Source organism: Sporofaciens sp. St.21A7 (genome assembly GCF_059728535.1).
This window is the reverse complement of the sequence record NZ_BAAGFN010000001.1, coordinates 3,136,445-3,157,960: the sequence shown is the minus strand read 5'-3', so window position 1 is coordinate 3,157,960 and position 21,516 is coordinate 3,136,445. Positions and strand designations below refer to the sequence as shown.

Genomic DNA, 21,516 nt, shown 5'->3' with positions numbered 1-21,516 from the left:
TACCCAAGCCCAGGGTACTACCTGTGTGAAAATGGCGCAAATATTGGGATTGACGCTCTAATAGCTGTATTTTATACAGTTTATACAATATATCAGAAAAACTCTTTTTTTGAAGATTTTATACATTTGTATGAATAAATAGCACATATGTGCCGGTTGGCACATATGTACTATTTATAAGCTATTCAGAAGAAATCAAAAAGCACTCAAAAAAGAGTGCTTTTGACTGGATAGAATTAACGCATTCGACCACGACGTTTGGGGGCTGTGTCCTTTTTGGCATATTGCTGTTGTGGGTTATAAACAGTATCCGCAAATAGGGAAACCCCTAAATCTTTCAAATACACTTCTGTCACAGAAATATTACTATGCCCCAAAACTTGACACAAGGTATATACATCTTTTGTTTGTGCATAGTAGTTTTTCGCAAATGTATGTCTAAACAGATGTATGGAAGTTTTTTCTATATTATGTGCCCTGTTATAGTTTGCAACATTACATTGCAGCATTAAGCTTCAGTGCCAGACCTTGATTATTTTTTGTTATGTCAATGTATATCGTACCGTCTGATTGAATATCTTCAACTTTTACATCCAAACTGGAAGATAACCTCAAACCTGTGGCAATTAAAAAATTTTCATATACCCATGTCTGATAGAAGACTTCACTACAACCACGTTCAGGCTTTTCTAGCAGTGTTTGCAGTTCTTCATCTGTATAGCACCGTTTAACAGTCTTTTGGTACTTAGGAATTTTGACAGGAAAAACGTCAACATATTCATTTTCTTGAAGCCAGTATATAAAGGCTCTAACGCTTCTGCAGTATGTAGCGACTGTAACATCCTTTTTGTTTTGGTCTTCCTTTAAATCTTCAATCCACCATTGATATTGGTCTTTGTTTATTAAGCAGGTTGAAAATTCCCACATATCATTACTGTCAATAAAATTTCTAATGTGCATATCATAAGTTTTCAATGTGCTTTCAGCAATGTTTTCAGACCGTTTGTCTTGATAAAATTCCTCTAATGCGTCTTTTGTCTTGATGTTCTCATTAACCATTATAGCCCTTCTTCTTAACATATTTGTGCGTCCTTTCTTGTGGAATCTAACGCACAAGACTATTGTAAAACGAAGTGCCAAAACCGACAACCCCTAAAAACAAAAAAATAACGATAAACCTTGATTTTACAAGACTTATCGTTATTCTAATGCGGAAGATGGGACTTGAACCCGATTCATAATTTTAGAATCCGCATAAATCAAGGCTTTGAGGCAGGTGTCAGAAGAAAAGTGACCAAAAAGTGACCAGAAAATCAGTGCACACAGAAAGGAGATTCTTGCACGTATGACAACTAAAGAAGTTCGGACTTTAAAATAAGTCGCACAGTTGATCCTATGGGATTGATTATGGGGCTTATTTTAGTGCCTGAATTTCTTCATATGGAGAAATACAAGGTGATATCTCAAAATGTCTGTATGCGCCGTATACATCGTTACAGGGCTATATCAGATATCAGGATATCCCAATACATCCAGAGGCACAACTTAAAACATGGATTTCAAAGATTCAATTAAAACATTGTAATTGTAATCAAAACATGCAACAAGTAATCAAACAAAAGGAGGTCATGAAAAATGACAGAGAAAGCAACTAACACAAACACAATTAACTTTTATGAGGAGAAGAAGTGGATTAGGCGCATTGGTTCAAGACAAGCCGAAAAGCGCAATTCACAGAAGCGTACTTATGGGAGTTATGGCGAAAATGGTTTGGGAATGACTTTAACAATAAGTCAGATGAAAGATTCCAAGAGATTCTTCCATGGATCAGAGAAGTCAGACGTACCATGTCAAAAGCCGAGATCAAAGCAAAGAGACATGAAGTAGCAGATTCCAGTTCCATGCCGCCATACATTAAGCAGTTGGCAAGTAGGAAAGGCTATTGCGTGAAGAAATGCAGTACAAAGAGACATCCCCTTAGAGTAAGTGGATATGCAATATTCAAGGATGAGAGGGACAAACAGCCGAAGTATGGGAAGAAGTTCAATCTGACAGCCCAGCAGGTAAAAGAGATTTTAGAAGCGAAGGAGGACAAATAATATGATTATTTTTAAGCCAGAATTAGTTGACAGGGTATGGAAAAAGGTAAACGTAGGCAGAGAGGGACGTAAGGAAAAGGTAAAAAAAGAAGATATTGAGATTGCCATCAATATATTCCTGGAAGAGATGTCACAGTGCATGGTTGATGGAGATGATATCAGTTTAAGAGGTTTTGGAAACTTCGTGTCAAAAGTGAGGAAGGCCAGGACTACATATAACTCAATGTGTAAGACAGAATTAACTTTTCCAGAGAGAAGGTTCATCAAATTCAATATTTCTAAGAATGTAGACAAGCAGATCAAAGGAGAAAGAAGCCATGAGTAATATGATGGATGAATATCTGAACCAAGATAGAGAATGGGGAATTGTCACAAGATTTGATAAAAGGAAAGGCTATGGATTTATCAAGTCGAAAAAGGACGGAGCATCATACTTCGTCCACAAATCACAGTGCAGAAGCGGATGGTTGGAATATGGATATCTGGTAGAGTTTGGTGTTGGCATTAATAAGAAAACAAGGAAAGAACAGGCAGAGAATGTTATTGTAGTAGAAACACCGCCATATAGGAAAAGATACAGATAGATTTTGAAGCCAATAAAACTTAACATTTTTCTCCATGGAATCGAACAAGTTGGGTATAGAAATTTTGTTAAGTTTTTAGCTGTCAAAAGGAGAAGTGTAATTTATATAGTGTTGAGAATGAGAAAAATGATTCAGAAAAGAAGAAATTAAATGGAACAAGATTGTTTTACAGAAGAGATATTGGATATGCATACAGAGAGTGAGGTTCAAATGAACCTATCATAACCAATACAGATTGTGTAGGACATGACGAACATTGCAAAGTGGTGTCTCCGAAAGTTTCGGAATCACCCAAATAGGATTTTGAGATTTAGGGTGCGTCAAATTAGACGTTGCTATTAGAAGTAGTTATCGTCCAAATGGACGCAGACTTAAACAACACATTGGATTTTTAAAGACACCGTATAATTCACATCCAACATGTACCAAAAAGTATGGCTTCGACAGAATTGACGGAGCCATTTGTGGTGCATATGTATAGATGGGATTTCCCAACTATTATATTGAGGCTATAGCGATTCACGATATCCCTTTAAAGAGAAATAGTATTATGAACAACTCTGACACAACTACTACCAGTACGAATTATTAGGTATGCTGCAATTTGCCCTGTGGGACGGTGGTTTCCCGCAGGGAACTGATGTATACCTATATGTACTTGGCAGTTGTTTTAAACTTAACACCTATAAAGAAATGAGTTTTTCTCGGAATTGCGAAAAAGGTTACATTACCATGGAATAAAATTATAACTCAACACGAAATCGTGGTGAGTCATTACAGTTGGACAAAATTGTCCAAAACATACAACTAAATATTTGAACATTTCAGAGAGTCCGATTCTGGATTCTCATTTTTGCGTTCCCTGTTTTGGGGACGTATCTATTACCACATCGAAAGGAAAAATAAAAAGTTAAAAATGATCTCAAAGAAAAAATTGAAACAACGAAAAGAATTTAGGGAGTATATTTCAATCAATGTTAACAACTTAGTAGTGGTATGGTATCAAGAGCGAGAATACAGCATTAAATTGACAGAAATATAACAAAAAGTATATTGGGTGAGATAAAAAAGGGCAGACTTCCCCCTTGGTGCTAGAAGCAAATTTTAAAAATATTTCTCTGACGCCATGGAGCATAGAACCGCGGGACATCACCACCTTTCAGAAATGATAGTTAGTGTGTTGCCTTGTTATTGTAATGATGCTTTACCTTTCTGGGAATATCACGTGGATTTGACTCTTTGCATCCTTTTTTATCCCGTACCCGATGTGATACGGCAAAACAAAAGATGTCCCGGATTATGGTAAATTTTTCGGCAGGTGTCTCAGAATCCATATATTCTGGAAGCCGACGGCTCAGGCAGCCGACGAGCTCATTTATATTTGTCATGTACCTGTGCTTATTGTTTTTCTGGTTAATGGTACGGTCGATGATCCCGTCCGTTTCCTTCTTAATAGCAAGGGTGAGGTTCGCAAGCAGAATGGAGATCCAGAATTCCTGAAGGATCGAATTTTCGGAATAACCGCGAAAGTCCGTAAGCCCTATTTTTTCCTTAATCAGCTTATAATCTTCTTCCACTGGCCATCTAAGAAAGTAGCACTGGCGGAACAGACCTTGATCCAGGCCAAAATCATTTGTGATCAGTGTTTCCAGTGTCTCGCCTGGAAGATAGAACTTTAGGACGCGGACTTTCCTGTCATCCAAAACGAGAATGTGGTCGGTGATCCCATACTGGTCTGCCGGTGCGGGAAGCGCATCAATCGCATTGTTAAATTTAGACCTGAGCCGGAAAAGATACCCTGCATGGATCGTGTCTTCGATATAAGCGATCAATTCTTTGGAAGCATATCCCCTGTCGAAGACAAACATGGTGTATAATAAGCTTGCCCGTGCTTTGTTTTTGATATTGTCCATATGTCTCATGGCAAGTGTACGCTCATCCACATGGATTGGTTCGAACTGGGCATCAAGGACGCGGTCATTGAGAACGTCAAAAGCAACACTGGCAATGGCAGTGGGAGAGCTAGCACCTCTCCCGATGCTGCCATATTGATCAAGGAGAGCTTTCCGGTTGGGAAGCGGGATCTTAGAGCCGTCAATGGCTATGATCTGCCGTCCCCATACCCCCAGAAACCGCGCGTGGAAAGGAAGGGAATCCTGGCTGCAGAGGAAATCCAGCATGCGCTCAAAAGCTTCTTTGAAAATGGAATGGCTAATTTTAGAACGCGCTTTGCTGAAAGCCTGCTGTGAGCAGCTGACAGAGGGTGCTCCCGATTTCAGTTTAAGTTCATGAAAAAAACTATCCAAGGAGGCAGAGATTGTCTTTTTAACATTGCCGAGTAAAAGTTTAACCAAAGTCCAGTAAGGAAGTTTTCCGCAGTTACGGGTATAAGCGCCTTTTTGCCTGCGCGCCCTGTCCAGGGCATTTGGGTCAAGCAAAGTGTTGCAGATAATATCGGCGAGAATCTGAATGAGTTTCATAAATGCAGCTCCTTTCAAAAATGTACTATAATCAGGGGCTGCGCCGCAAATTTTGGTTATTTTGTCAATAGTAAATCTAATGAAAATATCAGGAAATTTTTGTGCAATATTTTGAGCTCACTCTTTAGAAAAACGATACAAAAAAGCACAGGAAAATCCTGTGCCGATGATAAGATGATATAAATTTTAAAATATCAAACACTATATATTGTGGTTGCTTTAGTTAGGTTGTTAACATTGATATTTCAATAGCAGATGAAAAAGTATTGGATATTAAAAAAGCTGGAATAAAATTAGTTGCAGATGATGAAATATTCATCATGGTAAATGGAACAAATAATTACTGGATTTCTAACCATGGACGGATGGTCAATAATTTGCATGGAAAATTCCATATGCATAAATCAGGCTATGTACATTATACACTTTTCGGGATGGAATCTAAAATCGACACATATACAGATAAATTAGTTGCAGAGCATTTCCTTGAAAATACGAATCCCAAAGAATATAACAGGATATGGCATTTGGATCGGAACAAAGAGAATTGTTTTTATAAAAACCTTGTATGGGTGGACTGTAAAGAATATTATCATTTAAAGCGTGGGGATTCACGCATAGAGGATTTAGGGAGGCAACAGGAATATGTTCCATATATCACTTTAAAATCAAATACAGCATATTCCATCTGGAATGGCATCTACATCAGGTGTTATAAAGATAACCGTGTATATGATGGTTCATATATGTGTGATCTGTGGAAAAATGATAAGGATTCTTTTGTTGAATGGTGGCATTCAGAATATTATGAATGTGAGGGCGAATCAATGGCGGTTGATAAAGATCTACTTTATCCTGGCAATAAAGAGTATGCACCAGATAAATGCTGCATTATTCCACAGACATTGAATACGATGTTGTCAAATTGCAAGAAACATAAGGTTAAATGGAAGTCATCGCTGAACCTTCCCCTTGGTGTCAGGTATGACAGTAAAATGAAAATGTATTATGGAGAGATTAAACCATTTGGACATGATGAAATTATCAAATTGTCTTATTGGGAAACACCCGAACAGGCATTTGAAGAATATAAAATACATAAGCAAGCGGATATACTGATTATGGCTGACAAATACAAAAATAAAGTGCCCAGAAAGGTATACGAAGCATTATTAAAAGTAGAAGTAAAACCATATTAAATTTAGGAGGATTTTTATTTATGAATAACAACAAGAATAACAACCCATACGGACATTTACTGGACAAGTATTTAGATGGTGCGCATTTTGACTATAGGACAGAGGAACAGAAAAAGGAAGAAGAGAGGGCGAGATACGGGAATCTTCTGGATAATACCAAGACGGATAATTCAATATGGGAAAACATGCTCGGTGTTTATGAAAGCTGTGAGAGAATGAGCCAGCGCAGAAAGGAAGAAGGGGAGATGTTCTCTGCCAAGCTCAAAGAACGTATAGAACGTGAAAGGCGGGAAGAGGAAGAACATATTGCTGAAGTCAGAGGATATACGGAATCTGTAATGGCTAAGAAGAGAGAGAAGGAAGAAGCTAAGGCAAGGGCAGAAGCACAAAGGCGCAAGGAAGCTGAGGAAACCAAGAAGACATTGGACAGGATTCAGTGGATGACTGACATGAGTGATTTTGTGGATAAGGCAACGAAAGAGACAAAGGCTATGCTGGCATACCAGAAAGAGAAGGATGAAAAGTACAAAAAAGAAATGGAATGGTATGAGAAACAAAGGGAATATATGAAGAAACGACAGTAGTGATTTAGTGGGGATAGGGCATATCGGATGTAAAAGTCTGGTATGCCCTATTTTTTTACGTTATTTTGAGGTATGGGGTAGAGTGTAGGTTCTTAAATATTTTTGGATGGAAACATAGCCCCCTCTGTGGACTTTTATACAGTTATTGTTGCTAGTTGAGACGAAATATGTAATTGCTTGATATGTGAAGTTATTGATACTATAATTACAGTATATTTTGTACGAGGGAGATAAAGTGATTATGACATTTATCGAAGAGGCTGTGATTGGTGAATTTATTTCAAAAGTTTCTGACAGTGCTTTTGATATATCAAAAGTTAAGATAAAACAGGCAGTAGAGAATAGAAAAAATAAACATCAAAGTCCAGAATCTCAGATGTATAATATAGTGGTGGATGTTCTCAATAAAATCACTTATGGCGAGTATGAAAATGACCAAGATAAGATTTATGATGCGGCAGAAAAGATATTAAAAGGTTTTAAAAGTGGTATAGGTAATAGTGAGGATGATATAAAATTAGGGCTGAATGATATTTGTGAGAATGTTGATGAAAATAAATGCACTGATTTTATGAAATTGATATATCGTGAACTTAGTAAGGAGAATTATAGTGAATTATATCGTGAGATAAGGTTATTGCAGAAAGAGGAAGAAGGTAATAAAACATCAAGGATCGAAAGGAAACTTGATGTAGCTATTCAGAAGATAGATTATATTAGAAATAATGGTGAAAATGTTACAATTACTCAAAATCAAGAAGAAAAATTTCAAAACAATAAGAAAGATAAATATCTTAAGATTTGGAATAGTAGATTGTTTCTGCATATTGATAATGAGGAAAGACCTATAACTTTGGCAGATGCGTTTATTATGCCAGATTATAATTTCCGTATGCAGGTGGGGAGAATAAAGTTTTTGGATACAGACACAATAGGAGATGTGATAAATAAATTTATAAAATATGACGCAACGTCAAATATGTTAATTACAGGCGCACCAGGAATTGGTAAAACAAGTATAACAGCATGGATAGCAAATGAGTATAAAGATGATGAAGATGTAATTATATTAAGATTTCGAGATTGGGGTAGTGAAGAATTAGATAAGGGATTGTTAAAGGCTGTTTGCGAAACACTTAAATGTGAGATTAAGGAATTGGAAAATAAAATATTGATTGTAGATGGATTTGACGAAATTAAATCTATGGACAATCGGGATTCTTTGTTGAACAGATTTCTTAATGATATTTTAGATTTTGATAATTTTAAAATAATTGTTACATCAAGACCTAATTACTTGGATATACATAGATTTCAGAATGTTTTTGAACTTTTGGCATTTGAAATCAATGTTAACAACCTAACTAAAGCAACCACAATATATAGTGTTTGATATTTTAAAATTTATATCATCTTATCATCGGCACAGGATTTTCCTGTGCTTTTTTGTATCGTTTTTCTAAAGAGTGAGCTCAAAATATTGCACAAAAATTTCCTGATATTTTCATTAGATTTACTATTGACAAAATAACCAAAATTTGCGGCGCAGCCCCTGATTATAGTACATTTTTGAAAGGAGCTGCATTTATGAAACTCATTCAGATTCTCGCCGATATTATCTGCAACACTTTGCTTGACCCAAATGCCCTGGACAGGGCGCGCAGGCAAAAAGGCGCTTATACCCGTAACTGCGGAAAACTTCCTTACTGGACTTTGGTTAAACTTTTACTCGGCAATGTTAAAAAGACAATCTCTGCCTCCTTGGATAGTTTTTTTCATGAACTTAAACTGAAATCGGGAGCACCCTCTGTCAGCTGCTCACAGCAGGCTTTCAGCAAAGCGCGTTCTAAAATTAGCCATTCCATTTTCAAAGAAGCTTTTGAGCGCATGCTGGATTTCCTCTGCAGCCAGGATTCCCTTCCTTTCCACGCGCGGTTTCTGGGGGTATGGGGACGGCAGATCATAGCCATTGACGGCTCTAAGATCCCGCTTCCCAACCGGAAAGCTCTCCTTGATCAATATGGCAGCATCGGGAGAGGTGCTAGCTCTCCCACTGCCATTGCCAGTGTTGCTTTTGACGTTCTCAATGACCGCGTCCTTGATGCCCAGTTCGAACCAATCCATGTGGATGAGCGTACACTTGCCATGAGACATATGGACAATATCAAAAACAAAGCACGGGCAAGCTTATTATACACCATGTTTGTCTTCGACAGGGGATATGCTTCCAAAGAATTGATCGCTTATATCGAAGACACGATCCATGCAGGGTATCTTTTCCGGCTCAGGTCTAAATTTAACAATGCGATTGATGCGCTTCCCGCACCGGCAGACCAGTATGGGATCACCGACCACATTCTCGTTTTGGATGACAGGAAAGTCCGCGTCCTAAAGTTCTATCTTCCAGGCGAGACACTGGAAACACTGATCACAAATGATTTTGGCCTGGATCAAGGTCTGTTCCGCCAGTGCTACTTTCTTAGATGGCCAGTGGAAGAAGATTATAAGCTGATTAAGGAAAAAATAGGGCTTACGGACTTTCGCGGTTATTCCGAAAATTCGATCCTTCAGGAATTCTGGATCTCCATTCTGCTTGCGAACCTCACCCTTGCTATTAAGAAGGAAACGGACGGGATCATCGACCGTACCATTAACCAGAAAAACAATAAGCACAGGTACATGACAAATATAAATGAGCTCGTCGGCTGCCTGAGCCGTCGGCTTCCAGAATATATGGATTCTGAGACACCTGCCGAAAAATTTACCATAATCCGGGACATCTTTTGTTTTGCCGTATCACATCGGGTACGGGATAAAAAAGGATGCAAAGAGTCAAATCCACGTGATATTCCCAGAAAGGTAAAGCATCATTACAATAACAAGGCAACACACTAACTATCATTTCTGAAAGGTGGTGATGTCCCGCGGTTCTATGCTCCATGGCGTCAGAGAAATATTTTTAAAATTTGCTTCTAGCACCAAGGGGGAAGTCTGCCCTTTTTTATCTCACCCAATATACTTTTTGTTATATTTCTGTCAATTTAATGCTGTATTCTCGCTCTTGATACCATACCACTACTAAGTTGTTAACATTGCATTTGAAATTGATAAAATAAGTCAATTTTATGAAATAATAAAAGGTGTTAAATTAGAAAAACTTAAAATAGATCGTAGTAATTTAAATGTGATAGGGATTCCAGTAATACTATATATGGCTATTATGTCTGATGTTGACCTTACTCAAAAGGCTACAAAGCCAGAATTATATAGTCGTATTTTTGCAGAAGAGGGAGGAATATTTGATAAATTTTGCTATGAAGGAATTGGATATGATAAAGGAAATCATATTTTAAGGGATAGAAAGAATGTAAAAAAATATTTACGTTTTTTGGGTGAAATTGCATTTAAAATGTTTGAAAAGAATGATTTGATATTGAATAGGGGAGAGTATGAGATACCAGAATTAAGTTTTCAAGGAGTTGCGATACAGATAATGGAATTTCCGATAAAGTATGTTTTTGATAATACGGAATCCACTATTGAATTTATACATAAATCTTTATATGAATATTTTGTATCTGAATATATATGTTTTTCAATATGTCAAGCGATAGATATGTGTAAGTCTAAAGAAGACTTTGCAGGGATTTTAGGAAAATTATTTAAAGATAATATTCTATCTTCTGAAATATTAGAATTTCTGAAATTTAATGTTTTAAACGAAAAATTAGAAAATAAATTTGATATAGTAAGAGAAGTTTTTCAAATAATGATACAAGATGGTATGACTTTTTATACACGAGAATGTTATTCTAATATTATTGAATGTGAAATGACTATTTTTTTTAATATGTTAGAAATTTTACATGCATTGCAAATTAGTTTAGAAATGTCTGATAGGTTACTTTATTATATTAAATATAATAGGAAGGATAGATTAAATTTAAGGGAAATTAAAAGAGAAAATATAAGATATATGAATTATGATACAGAATTAAATTTAGATGGTGTATATTTAAAAAATGTAGATTTAAGTGAAGCAAAATTATATTGTTTGAGTTTTAAAAGAGCAAATTTACAAAATGCAAATTTTACAAATTGTATTCTTAAAGAGGTTGATTTTAGTGGAGCGGATTTGAGAAATACAATTTTTGACAATGTGGATTTAAATAGTGTTCAATTATTAGGTGCTTGTTTTAATGGGGCAGTATTAAAAAATATGAATTTAAGAGAGATAGATTTAAATAAAATGTGTTTGTTAGGGATAGATTTAGAAAATGTAATAATTGGGGAACATCAGATTGCTTATTTGAAGAGTAATAATTGTGATTTATATAAAACAGGAGTGTACTTTGAAGATAAAAAAATGATAATGCCTTATAGAGAGTATAAAAAAAGTTTATATAGTAAGTTGCATAAGTTTAAGAGAAAATAATTAGTAAATTGGAAAATGATCATACAAGATTAATTTTGTTGATATCAAAAATGTAGTATTTATCTTACAACACCTGATCCTCATCGCTCACAATATACTGACAAATATCCTGTATCTGGCAATCAAGAATCCTATAGAGGTCATAAAGAGTAGTAGTGTTCAGAGATTTGTTTGTAATTTATCAACAACCATCAATAATCAAAAAGTTTTTAATGGAGTAATGAATTATGAGTATATACGAATAATTCATTACGAAAGTAGTCTTTATTTATTATTACAGTCTATTATTATAAAAAGACGGCTGATTCTGCACACTGTAGTGTGATATACTTTGCCATTTTTTCTTCAAGTATATCACACTGTGATGTGACATACCTTAAAACTTTATTACAATATCTGATCATTATCTGAAGCGACATATTTACAGATGTCTTCAATTTGGCAATTAAGAATACGGCAAAGATCGTTTACTGTTTTCATAGAAATATCTTTGCCGTGCTTTAATCTATGGAGAGTGCTATGAGACATATGATATTTGTTGGTCAAAGTATACCAATTCTCATTTGACTTTTCTAATGTTTTCCAGAATGGAGAATAATCTATCATATTTATCAACCCCTCTTTACAACTATTAGGATAAATGGTATTCTTTTGTTTGAATATCTTCGTAATTACGAATATAGTTTGCTAGGAGTTGATGATATTGAAATATAATGTGCCAAAACCAAATGAAATATGCATGTCAGCGGAACAGTTGCAGAGATTCTTTGATTTTATTATGGGTGATGATTTTGATTTCTATGAGGAATATACGATAAATCTGACTAGGGAAGAGCAGGAGAGATTCTTTTGGGATAATCCAGATTTTATGTCTGGATTTTGGGTAGGGCGTGATGTGGAGTGTGAAATGGAGCGTGATAGGATGGATTTGATGAAAGAGAGGATTTACAGGGAGATTATGAGGAAGATTGGTGGTTTATAAAATTTTAAGGAGGATACTTCATCCCAAACACCAATACAGATTGCATTGAAGATTGATGAGAATGGAATGACTTCATTAAGAAATCTATATGAATTTTTAGAATTGAGTCCATCTCAATTTACACGTTGGTGTAAAAGAAATATCTTAGATAATCCATTTGCTACTGAAAATATAGATTATATTATCGTTCGTCAAACGGAAGAACGACCAAACCCTAATCCAACATATGATTATAAACTTACATCAGATTTTGCAAAGCAACTATCCATGGCATATAATAATGCTAGACTAATCGCCAAACCAGAATGCAACTGGCTCAGTGCAAATAATAAGTAATATAGATAAACAGTATTGATGTCTTCAAGACAGGTGAGAAATCATCTGTCTTTTCTTATATTATATTAAATTCTCAGGAATCGTACATCTTTTTAATCTAAATAAAGAAATAATAAATATCCCATATATTAATCTTTCAAAAACAAAAACCTATGTAAAGTACATATGAAGGATGGGGGTATACTTTACATTTCTTACCATTTACTGTCTATACACTCTCCTACTGTTAAAAATGTAAACTCAAAATTTTTAGCACTTTCAGAAACAAAATGTAGAAATAATATTTAGCTCCAAAAAACAATATTAAATTAAAGGAGATTTTTACATGGCAAATAACTTAAAACTTATCACATCCGAAACTTTCGGAGACCTATCTTGTAACTTTTATCGCAATATGAACGATGACATTTTACTTACACGAGAACAGATTGGATTAGCACTTGAATATAAGAATCCAAACTCTTCTATGAGTATGATTCACAAAAGACATCAAGATAGACTCGATCCATTATCAGTAGTTACCAAACTGTTAAGTACTGACGGGAAAGAATATGAAACAATGCTCTATACAGAAAGAGGTGTTATGGAGATATGTCGTTGGAGCAACAAATCCAAAGCCAATCAATTTATGGACTGGGTATGGGATATTGTTGAAAGATATAGAAATCATGAATTAACTACTACTCCACAGATAAATATGGATCCTATAACAGAATCAATAACCTCAATGTCTCAGGCAATAACTACACTGATTACCAATATGGCAGCAATGCAACAAGACATTCAAGACCTGAAACAGTCACAAAGAAATCGCTATTTATTAGAAAACAGATATCCGTCAGCTTGGTACAAGAAAATCGCACCTAAATACAAAATGCTTATGGAATATTTCGATTGTGACAGAAAAGAACTGTACTCTTCTATCTATAAGGAACTGGAAGATACATATGACGTGGATATAAACCAAATCCATGAAGATTACTGTTACGAAAACCACTTACTGAAAGAGGAATGCTATCCCATGAATGCTATAGAGCATGATGCCAAACTCAGAGATGCTTTAACTTTATTGATTGATAATAGTTTAATCAAATATGGACTCAAAACTGAGGAGGAAATAAAGAATTTTAAAAGAGAAACATTATTTGATAGAGAACCTATTAATGAGAAATAAAAACTATATGGAGAAAATTACATAATGAATACCACCAATACTAAAATAACATTACTTATACCAGATCAACCGAATAATTTTAAGATAAGAAATATTACACTAAAAATTTCTAAAGATAGAAACAACAAATACGGAATACAACCTATATACATACAAGGAATTTTATATCCAAAGAAAGAGAATGTGCAAATAACCACTACTATCATATCAACTGTAACTCATGCCAACTGTAACCATCATTAACCACCAACAATCAAAAAGGTTTTAAGAGAGTGATTTTTGCGTTAGCAAACAATCACGTATGTCTGTCTTTATTAATAAGGTTATATTTTAATTCTGTTCAGTTTATGTGTATTTTTGCACATGAAAAATACGGCTTTAAAAAATATCATGTGCATATTTGCACGTTTACTGAACTCTCGCAGAATAAATTATTAGCAATAATAAATAAAGTTGATATAGGCTTTGGCTCTATGAAGAAAATAAACTTAGATTATATGGAATGTGTGTCTGATAGATTAAAAAATATGGTCGATGTGTGGATAGAACACATGACCTGTTTTGTGCGTCCGAACATCCTTCAATTAATGTAAACCTACCTGGGATACCCATTGCCCACCTACCCCCATCTATACCCTAGAACGCAAAAATTCAGCCCTATTTCGGCTTGAAACACCATCACCCGAGAAGAATATACCTACGCAATACAAGCCAAAAATAGCCCCTTAAAACGCAAAATAAACCTACTACATAGAACAAAAAATTAGAGCCTTTCAGACCATACAAAGCAATCTGTCAGACTCTTTTTTCATCATAAAAATCATTCACAAATTACATAAATCATCCAATCAATTATTCCATCAGCCTATCTATCCGGCATACAATATCATCAAAGTAATTTGTATCAGGATTGTAAACAAAAACGCTCCGAATCTTATCACCTTTTGAAAACTGTCCAGTATCATATTTCACATAAAATCCAAACGAATCAGATCCATTTCCATCACCATCTAATACAGTTGCGTCAACCATTTCAATAATAATCCTACCATTCCGATTCTCGATAACAGATGTCAGCCTGTCAAATTCTTCCTTTGTCTTGCTATGTTGACCATTTGCATGACACCGATACCAACATTATCATTCATCCTATCATCATTTGCTCTCTTGCTTGTACTTGCTTCACATGCATTACATCCCATCGTACCAACTAACATCACTGACAGTACCACATTTACAATCCTTCTCTTCATATCATCTATTCTCCTTGTCTGTATATTATGAGGGCGTAGCCATGACCACACCCTTGCAAACTCTATGCTTCTAACCGTATTCTTCCATTGGTTTCAACTTCTGTACTGCCGTAATAATCACGGATATCATCCATGGATAAGTGTCTATGGCTTTTCTTCCTGAATGATTCAGAGTGCCAGTACCAGCATTTTTTCTGACTTGCAAATTTGAAACCGAGTTCTTTCAATTCTTTCCTGTGATGATAGGTATTGCCCGAGATCCACAACCATGCTCCAATGATTTCAATGGTGATGTCAGAGAGATAAATGACCTTCTGTAACATTTCCCTCAATAGCTCATCTTCTGCAAAGTCATACTTCATGTTGTCATATGAATTGCCGTATGATGAATGATTGCTTCCTGAATTACTGTCTGCCGTGTCCTGTCTTGAATGTTTATCCTTTAATATCTTGAATAGCTTCTCATACTCGACATTGATTGCTTTGGTAGCCTCTTCTGAGCCGCCGTTATCTGGGTGATACTTCTTTAGCAAGTCCTTGTATTGTTTCCTGAGTTCGTCCAATGTTTGAACGTTCTTAAAATAAGTGTTCATATCTCAACCTCCATAACCTGTAAATATAAAAAGAGTGCAAAGTCCTCGATAATTCAATAAAGACTTTGCACCTTTTTTTAATTAGTGGTTATTTACTCTTGTTCTTTTGGGTCATGCGTTTCGATATACTCTATAATTGATAATATTTCATCGCTATTCATGCCCTTTTCTTTTAATTTTCGGATAAGATTAACTACTTCTTTACCTGTCATATCCTCACCTCGCTTTTAAAGTGCCGTTTACTGGTACTTTTATTATATCAATCGGTGATTGTGGTGTAAAGCCTTTATTGAATTGTCAAGGTGCTTTGTTTTGGTGTTGAGACTATTGTACATAAAAACATGTACTTTGTAAATAGAAATAATACACGAAAATATGTACTCTTATTTGTAAAAAGTACATAATTATATTTACATTTTGTTGAAAAAAGATAAAGAGTATGATAAAATAAAACAGAATAATTTTATCAGATAAAAATATTGAAATATAAAGTAAGGAGGGAATTCATAAATGTTTGCAAATACCATCAAAAAAATAATAGAAGACTATAAAAAGAATGGAAAAGAATTAACACAAAATGATTTAGCAAAAGTATTAGAAATGACAAAACAAAGTTTTTCAAACAAAATGCAAAGAGATACTTTTACGGCTGAAGAAGTGGTGAAAATTGCTAATTATCTAGGTATGACGGCATTATTAAAAGGTGAGAACGAATATATTATTCAATAACAAGAATGTATTCTATAAAGATTTTTGAGAAAGTAGGAGTTCTACTTTCTTTTTTTATTCCTTGGAATAAGTACATAAAAACATGTACATTATGCATAATAAAAAGTATATATTTTTGTGTACAATGTCGATAGACAAAGTACATATTTTTGTGTACAATACACTTACAAGGTCAAATAAAGCAAACAAAACAAAAGACCTAACAGCCCGGTTATCGGGGGCGTAAGTTCCGAAAACAGCGATTGCAAGCGGCTGAATACTTGCAAGGTGAAAATCCGATAGTTATAGGCTGTCCACTTGAGATAAGAGTGTAGCGTCAAAGCAAAACAGCCTTTTCTATACTACGTCCCTGTGAGCCGACGATTACGAAGGCAATAGACACGCAAGTAGTATAGATTAGAAAACAGTTTTCTATTAAAACACACCAAACCAAACGAAAGGCAGGTAAACGATATGATTTACAAAAAGATATTTGCATTATACCAGGCAACTACAGGTACACCCAAAGAGAGAGCGACAGCAATCTACAACACTATCCATGATAATCAAGAATACGGCTATCTTGCAGATGCTCCGCTTGACTGGATAGAACACAAAATTGAAACGGGTGAAATCAACACATGGCATTAAATCCCCTGACGAGTCTTTGAGAATTCATATTTAAGGACAATCGACAAGTCATATGGTCGTAGCTTCAAAGCAAATTGTCCTTTTGGGATGGTTATTATCCTATAAAGCGACCGAGTAGCCGAAAGCACTCACAAACTTGAATCAATATACTGGTGAATCGCCCGAGTGTAGATAATAGTCCAGAAGATTATTTGAGGGTTGCTATTTAATTAAGATAATAAGTGTAAAGGAGATTAAGAATATGTGTTGTACGGCTGATGTATTAGATCAGAAAATCAAGGATATTAGGGAGTATAAGAGTGTCAAAAAGGACGCTGAGGCGAACTTGAAGCCGTTAGAGCAAGATGTCAAAGAGTTCATGGAAGAGAATGAACTGACTAAATATATTGGTTACGGCTATTCGATTTCTTACAAAGAACAAGAAAAAGAGAGTGTTATAAAAGAGAAAGTCTTAGAATTCCTGAACAATCCGAAAATAAAAAAGGTCATTCAAGATGAAAATCTGGATACATCTGTATTATTTTCAAAGACAGTTATTAGACCTCTAAGAATTAATTAATAACAGTGGTTGCGGCCACTATAAACAGGGCTTTAAGCTGCAAGCGTTTCTATCCTGTACGGATGTATGGGATAGAGGGTAGTCAAAAAGAAAGGGGAGAAACGCCATGAAAAAGATCATAGAATTCTTAAAAGAGAACGGCATTGAATACAGAACCGTCTCTTTAGGCAATCCGTATTATTACAATGATGGTTTTACAGTCCAGGGAATTACAATCAGATTTGATTATGAATTAGCCAAGGACATGCAGGAACTTCAAAAAGAGGAAGAGGCTTTCCTTAAATCCATGAAGCGTAAGAGAAAGCATTGTATTGGCTATTCTGGCAGATGTGGTATCTATATTCCATGGTACACGGTGCTTGCTACTTCTGATTTTGAGAAGTTAAAGGAGCATGAAGCAAGGATTGATGCAGATGTGGAGAAATTTTGGAAAGAAGAACACGAACGCCGGGAATGCCAGAAATCGGCAGCTATGTAAAGGGGGGAAGACAGCGTGAGAAAGACATACAACGTTTCATTTTTTAAGAATAATACATATCAGGCTCATATAGTGGAGTCTGACAAGAGTCCTGCCAGGATCGCACGGTATTACAGGGATGTCAAGAGAGCCAATAATGTGCTTGGGATATCGCTTGCAGCTGCTGACAGTAGAAAGCCTGGGAAACCAATCATCACAATTTAAGGAGGAAACGAGATATGAAGAACCAAACAGTAAGTTTTGCGACGGTCAAGAAAAATGGAGTCATTACAAAGATAGGAAATTCAACGGTTCAACAGCCAAAAATAAATTTTAAAGGCGGTTCTGTGAAATGGTTCGATGATAGTAAGCTGCTGAAAGTTAATAAAGCATAAAGGGAATACATAGGAGATTTTTAGGGTGGATGGTTCTTCGTATAGGGTTCGATTCCCTGTTCACCCAATAGGCGGTAAGCCGAAAAGAGGTCGATCTTGATTTAAGTCAAGTAAAAGAAAGGTGGAAAATTTTATGATGAAATGGAAGGCAAGGACAGAGACAACGAATATTGGTGTATTGGAATTAGGGAATCTGACTTTTGATGAAGATTACATGGAAGTATCTATTGATATCTGTGCCATGTCCGACAGTCTGAAAGCGGAAGTTGATAAGGCTATTGAGATTGCAAAAGTCCAGTATACGGAACATAACAAAGCATTGAACGCTGAAAAAGGTTACAATCTACCTACTGTATGGAGTGATAAGCCGGTTATTATAGACCTTACATTTTTGCGTGTAGTATTGAAAGCTGGTGAGCCGATTACATATACAATCTGTATCGGGTTTGAGGATGCCGACAATAGTATGATGGAACAATGGGACTGTGATATTGCGGTCGATTTATCAGAGTATTCCAATGAACTGAAAAAAGCAATCATCAAAGTATTGGTCGATAAGTTCTTTTAAGCAGCTATATGAATATTGGGATTGCTATAATGGCAGTCCCTAATAGAATGATGGAGGGATAATTAGCTATGAAAAAATTAGCATATGAATTTGAGGATTTTAACATTGGAAACCATAATATTAGGTTCGATACGGATGGCGAAGGAGTCTTGATTTCTTTTCCTTTTACGGATAATACGCCTGCTATCATTAAAAATAAGCTGAATGACATGATCAGCCGGGCAATGAATATATATCTGATGAACAGCATAATCGAAGGATGTATGCCGACGGCGGAAAATTTGCTTTTAAATGCAAGTATGCAGATCAATCAGTGCCATGGTGAGCAGCCGCAGTATTATATATCATTGGTTATTTCAGATTTGTACCCAGAAATCGGGATGGATGTCTGGATTGAAGAGACTTGTAACATTTATTCGGAATCACTGGAATTTTGTAATGAGTTTATGACTTACTGCCGTTATCAGTTGGACAAGATGTTGTTCTGGCAGATGTGATTAGAAAAGAGTGAAAGTAAATGAGAATAATTCTTAATAAGTTATGAGAGAGAAAAGCACAACGGAAAATTTAATCTTCTGATTGTGCTTTCTTCCCTTGTTGGGTAGCGTGGATTTCTTCCATAGTTTTTTCAAGATATAATTGTCTCCATTGCTGGTGGATGATTTCTTGCTGTAGCTCCTTGGAACGCTTGTCAAGGTAGTTCTCGAACCAGGTCATAATGGATTGCGGTATGAGTTTGTTAGGAGTCTTGCGGATTAGGAAAAATAATATGTCCTCTAATTTGTCGTGGAGATTGGAGAGGAATTCTTTGAGTATGTTCTTTGGTCTGATTTCAATGTCCATGGTGGTTGTCCTCCTGTAATTGATACCATTATATAGGAAGAAACACGGTATGACAATGGGGAAAATGGAATCTGGAAATGTTGTTCAAGAAAACACTTGAAAATGTAAACAGTTGGAAATTGGTCGTTTTAGTTCAAAAAGTATAGGAAATATAGCCGATTTTGTTCAAGAAATAGATGATACCATTTTGTGAACATTTTAAGGATTCTCTATATCTGGATGGAAGGAGGGAACGGATTTGAAGTACGGATATGCAAGAGCCTCAACGAATGAAGATAAACAGGATATAGGAAGGCAGAAACGGGAACTGGTTGCGTTGGGGATTAAGGAACATAATATTTTTTGGGAATATGAAAGTGGTTCCCATGAGGACAGGGAGAAATTGGGACAGCTTCTTGAAACGGTAAAAGAAGGAGATACGATTGCCTGTACAGAGGTCAGCAGATTATCCCGTTCTACTAAACAATTATGTGAGATATTGGAAATGGTTCAGAATAGGAATTTGAAATTGGTTGTAGGGGGCTTCATTGTAGACTGTACTGGAAGTGAAGTTGATCCTATGACCATGGGCATGTTACGCATGATGTCAGTATTCGCACAAATGGAGCGGGAAATCACAATCCAAAGAATCAAATCAGGGATGGAAAATGCAAGGGCAAAAGGGAAACATATTGGACGTTATAAAACTAAGATGGAAGATATACCACAGTCATTTTTTCGGTATTATCCGAAATTCTCTAATGGAGCGATAAATCTATCGGAGTTTGCACGATTGGCAGGACTTAGCAGGAATTCTATCTATAAATATTTACGAATTGTTGAAGAACCATTAGATTAGAGGAAAGGATAAAATAAAGTTATGAAAAGACAGGAAATAAATTCAGAAGACCATAAACTGAAAAGCATATACAAATTTATTGTAGGCTATTTTAAGAAGTATGGATTTGCGCCTTCATTTCGGGAGATTTCTTTAGGGACAGAGATAAAGTCTACATCGACCATACGTGAAAAGTTATTGGCTTTGGAACGGGCAGGATTGGTATCTTTAAATGAGTGCCAGCCGAGGGCTATACAATTAATGGGATATAAGTATATAAAGAGAGGAATCAGTAGGGAAGATACCAGAAAAAGCAACCAGGCAAAGGAAGAAATCTGTAACAATTTCTTGAAATCATTAAGAACGAAGGGAATACTTTCTGATGAAGAATTGAGGATGGTAGAAGAGGCTTTTTATTCTACGGCTGATGGATATGTGTTCAAGGAAAAACTGGAATGAGGTTGTTGAGATTTCATAAAGTTCGGTAGAGACTGGAAGCGGAGCTGATGGAAATTTAAGAAAAGGTAAGAAATATAAGCGTTTATAACGGTTCTCTTGTGTCATATGGCATGAGGGAGCCGTTATTTTTTTGCCTGTAGTGGTGGAAAATGTGGGGAGTTCGGTAGAGTGGATTTATTTTGTAGTGTTGGGGTGGTGTAGGAGTAGAGTAGTGAGTGGGATTTTGGAATGAGGGAGAGGGATGGAAAATTTTGATGATTAGAAGCTATTAGTGTGGTAGGCGAACAGGATAAAAGGTAATAAGGAAAAATGTGTTCGTGGATGTGTTCGGAAGAGGAAA

29 protein-coding genes are annotated in these 21,516 nt (G+C 35.7%); 22 read left to right on the top strand and 7 right to left on the bottom strand.

Translation table 11 applies throughout. From position 1 onward, the window contains the following. Positions 1 to 236 precede the first annotated feature (236 nt). Both AC6I3O_RS15595 and AC6I3O_RS15590 read right to left on the bottom strand, forming a co-directional pair. The gene (locus AC6I3O_RS15595) at positions 237 to 509 is read right to left on the bottom strand and encodes a tyrosine-type recombinase/integrase (RefSeq protein ID WP_497851690.1); all 273 of its coding nucleotides are present in this window, start codon (positions 507 to 509) and stop codon (positions 237 to 239) included. Next, complete coding sequence (locus AC6I3O_RS15590) at positions 496 to 1,080, bottom strand: tyrosine-type recombinase/integrase (RefSeq protein ID WP_497851689.1); 585 nt, start codon at positions 1,078 to 1,080, stop codon at positions 496 to 498. Before AC6I3O_RS15590 ends, AC6I3O_RS15595 begins: the two co-directional genes overlap by 14 nt. 555 nt (positions 1,081 to 1,635) lie before the next feature. On the opposite strand from AC6I3O_RS15590, the gene AC6I3O_RS15585 reads away from it, so the two are divergent. The 4 genes from AC6I3O_RS15585 to AC6I3O_RS15570 are packed head-to-tail and all read left to right on the top strand — an operon-like array spanning position 1,636 to position 2,683. Further along, positions 1,636 to 1,887 carry a hypothetical protein gene (locus tag AC6I3O_RS15585; RefSeq protein ID WP_497851688.1) on the top strand — a complete coding sequence of 84 codons (252 nt, stop codon included), beginning with the start codon at positions 1,636 to 1,638 and terminating at the stop codon, positions 1,885 to 1,887. Positions 1,888 to 1,901: 14 nt separating this feature from the next. Then, positions 1,902 to 2,099, top strand: a complete 198-nt coding sequence (locus tag AC6I3O_RS15580; protein ID WP_497851687.1) for a hypothetical protein — start codon at positions 1,902 to 1,904, stop codon at positions 2,097 to 2,099. A 1-nt stretch (position 2,100) separates the two neighbouring features. After that, positions 2,101 to 2,424: an HU family DNA-binding protein gene (locus AC6I3O_RS15575; protein WP_497851686.1), complete on the top strand. Its 324-nt coding sequence runs from the start codon at positions 2,101 to 2,103 to the stop codon at positions 2,422 to 2,424. After that, the gene (locus AC6I3O_RS15570) at positions 2,417 to 2,683 is read left to right on the top strand and encodes a cold-shock protein (protein WP_497851685.1); all 267 of its coding nucleotides are present in this window, start codon (positions 2,417 to 2,419) and stop codon (positions 2,681 to 2,683) included. Before AC6I3O_RS15575 ends, AC6I3O_RS15570 begins: the two co-directional genes overlap by 8 nt. Positions 2,684 to 3,855: 1,172 nt before the next feature. Here the strand turns inward: AC6I3O_RS15570 and AC6I3O_RS15565 are convergent. Continuing rightward, on the bottom strand, positions 3,856 to 5,163 hold the full coding sequence (locus AC6I3O_RS15565) for an IS4 family transposase (protein ID WP_497850542.1): 1,308 nt from the start codon (positions 5,161 to 5,163) through the stop codon (positions 3,856 to 3,858). Positions 5,164 to 5,429: 266 nt separating this feature from the next. On the opposite strand from AC6I3O_RS15565, the gene AC6I3O_RS15560 reads away from it, so the two are divergent. From AC6I3O_RS15560 to AC6I3O_RS15540, 5 genes are all read left to right on the top strand, one after another. Then, positions 5,430 to 6,362 carry a hypothetical protein gene (locus AC6I3O_RS15560; RefSeq protein ID WP_497851684.1) on the top strand — a complete coding sequence of 311 codons (933 nt, stop codon included), beginning with the start codon at positions 5,430 to 5,432 and terminating at the stop codon, positions 6,360 to 6,362. A gap of 20 nt (positions 6,363 to 6,382) precedes the next feature. Beyond that, entirely contained in the window at positions 6,383 to 6,946 is a 564-nt protein-coding gene (locus AC6I3O_RS15555; protein WP_497851683.1) for a hypothetical protein, read from the top strand. Between the two features lie 241 nt (positions 6,947 to 7,187). Next, complete coding sequence (locus AC6I3O_RS15550; protein ID WP_497851682.1) at positions 7,188 to 8,339, top strand: NACHT domain-containing protein; 1,152 nt, start codon at positions 7,188 to 7,190, stop codon at positions 8,337 to 8,339. A 194-nt stretch (positions 8,340 to 8,533) separates the two neighbouring features. Then, positions 8,534 to 9,841, top strand: a complete 1,308-nt coding sequence (locus AC6I3O_RS15545) for an IS4 family transposase (RefSeq protein WP_497850542.1) — start codon at positions 8,534 to 8,536, stop codon at positions 9,839 to 9,841. A 325-nt stretch (positions 9,842 to 10,166) separates the two neighbouring features. Further along, positions 10,167 to 11,381, top strand: a complete 1,215-nt coding sequence (locus tag AC6I3O_RS15540; protein WP_497851681.1) for a pentapeptide repeat-containing protein — start codon at positions 10,167 to 10,169, stop codon at positions 11,379 to 11,381. 387 nt (positions 11,382 to 11,768) lie between these two features. On the opposite strand, the gene AC6I3O_RS15535 is transcribed toward AC6I3O_RS15540, so the two are convergent. Continuing rightward, positions 11,769 to 11,987, bottom strand: a complete 219-nt coding sequence (locus tag AC6I3O_RS15535) for a helix-turn-helix domain-containing protein (protein ID WP_497851680.1) — start codon at positions 11,985 to 11,987, stop codon at positions 11,769 to 11,771. Positions 11,988 to 12,084: 97 nt separating this feature from the next. Here AC6I3O_RS15535 and AC6I3O_RS15530 point away from each other — a divergent pair, with 97 nt between their 5' ends. From AC6I3O_RS15530 to AC6I3O_RS15520, 3 genes are all read left to right on the top strand, one after another. Further along, positions 12,085 to 12,363 carry a hypothetical protein gene (locus AC6I3O_RS15530; RefSeq protein WP_497851679.1) on the top strand — a complete coding sequence of 93 codons (279 nt, stop codon included), beginning with the start codon at positions 12,085 to 12,087 and terminating at the stop codon, positions 12,361 to 12,363. 66 nt (positions 12,364 to 12,429) lie between these two features. Beyond that, positions 12,430 to 12,699: an antA/AntB antirepressor family protein gene (locus tag AC6I3O_RS15525; RefSeq protein WP_497851678.1), complete on the top strand. Its 270-nt coding sequence runs from the start codon at positions 12,430 to 12,432 to the stop codon at positions 12,697 to 12,699. A 325-nt stretch (positions 12,700 to 13,024) separates the two neighbouring features. Continuing rightward, complete coding sequence (locus AC6I3O_RS15520; protein WP_497851677.1) at positions 13,025 to 13,873, top strand: BRO-N domain-containing protein; 849 nt, start codon at positions 13,025 to 13,027, stop codon at positions 13,871 to 13,873. A gap of 1,073 nt (positions 13,874 to 14,946) precedes the next feature. On the opposite strand, the gene AC6I3O_RS15515 is transcribed toward AC6I3O_RS15520, so the two are convergent. After that, complete coding sequence (locus AC6I3O_RS15515; protein WP_497851676.1) at positions 14,947 to 15,126, bottom strand: hypothetical protein; 180 nt, start codon at positions 15,124 to 15,126, stop codon at positions 14,947 to 14,949. Between the two features lie 62 nt (positions 15,127 to 15,188). Then, positions 15,189 to 15,719: a DnaJ domain-containing protein gene (locus tag AC6I3O_RS15510; RefSeq protein WP_497851675.1), complete on the bottom strand. Its 531-nt coding sequence runs from the start codon at positions 15,717 to 15,719 to the stop codon at positions 15,189 to 15,191. Between the two features lie 510 nt (positions 15,720 to 16,229). On the opposite strand from AC6I3O_RS15510, the gene AC6I3O_RS15505 reads away from it, so the two are divergent. The 8 genes from AC6I3O_RS15505 to AC6I3O_RS15470 all read left to right on the top strand — a co-directional run bounded on the left by AC6I3O_RS15505 (position 16,230) and on the right by AC6I3O_RS15470 (position 19,554). Then, positions 16,230 to 16,448: a helix-turn-helix domain-containing protein gene (locus AC6I3O_RS15505; RefSeq protein ID WP_497851674.1), complete on the top strand. Its 219-nt coding sequence runs from the start codon at positions 16,230 to 16,232 to the stop codon at positions 16,446 to 16,448. Between the two features lie 453 nt (positions 16,449 to 16,901). Then, on the top strand, positions 16,902 to 17,078 hold the full coding sequence (locus AC6I3O_RS15500; protein ID WP_497851673.1) for a hypothetical protein: 177 nt from the start codon (positions 16,902 to 16,904) through the stop codon (positions 17,076 to 17,078). A 241-nt stretch (positions 17,079 to 17,319) separates the two neighbouring features. After that, complete coding sequence (locus tag AC6I3O_RS15495) at positions 17,320 to 17,637, top strand: hypothetical protein (RefSeq protein WP_497851672.1); 318 nt, start codon at positions 17,320 to 17,322, stop codon at positions 17,635 to 17,637. Between the two features lie 106 nt (positions 17,638 to 17,743). After that, entirely contained in the window at positions 17,744 to 18,115 is a 372-nt protein-coding gene (locus AC6I3O_RS15490) for a hypothetical protein (protein WP_497851671.1), read from the top strand. A gap of 15 nt (positions 18,116 to 18,130) precedes the next feature. Further along, entirely contained in the window at positions 18,131 to 18,319 is a 189-nt protein-coding gene (locus AC6I3O_RS15485; protein ID WP_497851670.1) for a hypothetical protein, read from the top strand. Between the two features lie 14 nt (positions 18,320 to 18,333). After that, entirely contained in the window at positions 18,334 to 18,489 is a 156-nt protein-coding gene (locus tag AC6I3O_RS15480) for a hypothetical protein (protein ID WP_497851669.1), read from the top strand. Between the two features lie 133 nt (positions 18,490 to 18,622). Beyond that, positions 18,623 to 19,057 carry a hypothetical protein gene (locus AC6I3O_RS15475; protein ID WP_497851668.1) on the top strand — a complete coding sequence of 145 codons (435 nt, stop codon included), beginning with the start codon at positions 18,623 to 18,625 and terminating at the stop codon, positions 19,055 to 19,057. 68 nt (positions 19,058 to 19,125) lie between these two features. Then, positions 19,126 to 19,554: a hypothetical protein gene (locus AC6I3O_RS15470; RefSeq protein WP_497851667.1), complete on the top strand. Its 429-nt coding sequence runs from the start codon at positions 19,126 to 19,128 to the stop codon at positions 19,552 to 19,554. Positions 19,555 to 19,624: 70 nt separating this feature from the next. Here AC6I3O_RS15470 and AC6I3O_RS15465 read toward each other — a convergent pair whose 3' ends face one another. Further along, the gene (locus tag AC6I3O_RS15465; protein WP_497851666.1) at positions 19,625 to 19,900 is read right to left on the bottom strand and encodes a hypothetical protein; all 276 of its coding nucleotides are present in this window, start codon (positions 19,898 to 19,900) and stop codon (positions 19,625 to 19,627) included. 238 nt (positions 19,901 to 20,138) lie between these two features. Between AC6I3O_RS15465 and AC6I3O_RS15460 the strand changes: the two genes are divergently transcribed. Together AC6I3O_RS15460 and AC6I3O_RS15455 are read left to right on the top strand one after the other, a co-directional pair. Beyond that, complete coding sequence (locus AC6I3O_RS15460) at positions 20,139 to 20,738, top strand: recombinase family protein (protein ID WP_497851665.1); 600 nt, start codon at positions 20,139 to 20,141, stop codon at positions 20,736 to 20,738. A 21-nt stretch (positions 20,739 to 20,759) separates the two neighbouring features. After that, complete coding sequence (locus AC6I3O_RS15455; protein WP_497851664.1) at positions 20,760 to 21,176, top strand: LexA family protein; 417 nt, start codon at positions 20,760 to 20,762, stop codon at positions 21,174 to 21,176. Positions 21,177 to 21,516 lie beyond the last annotated feature (340 nt).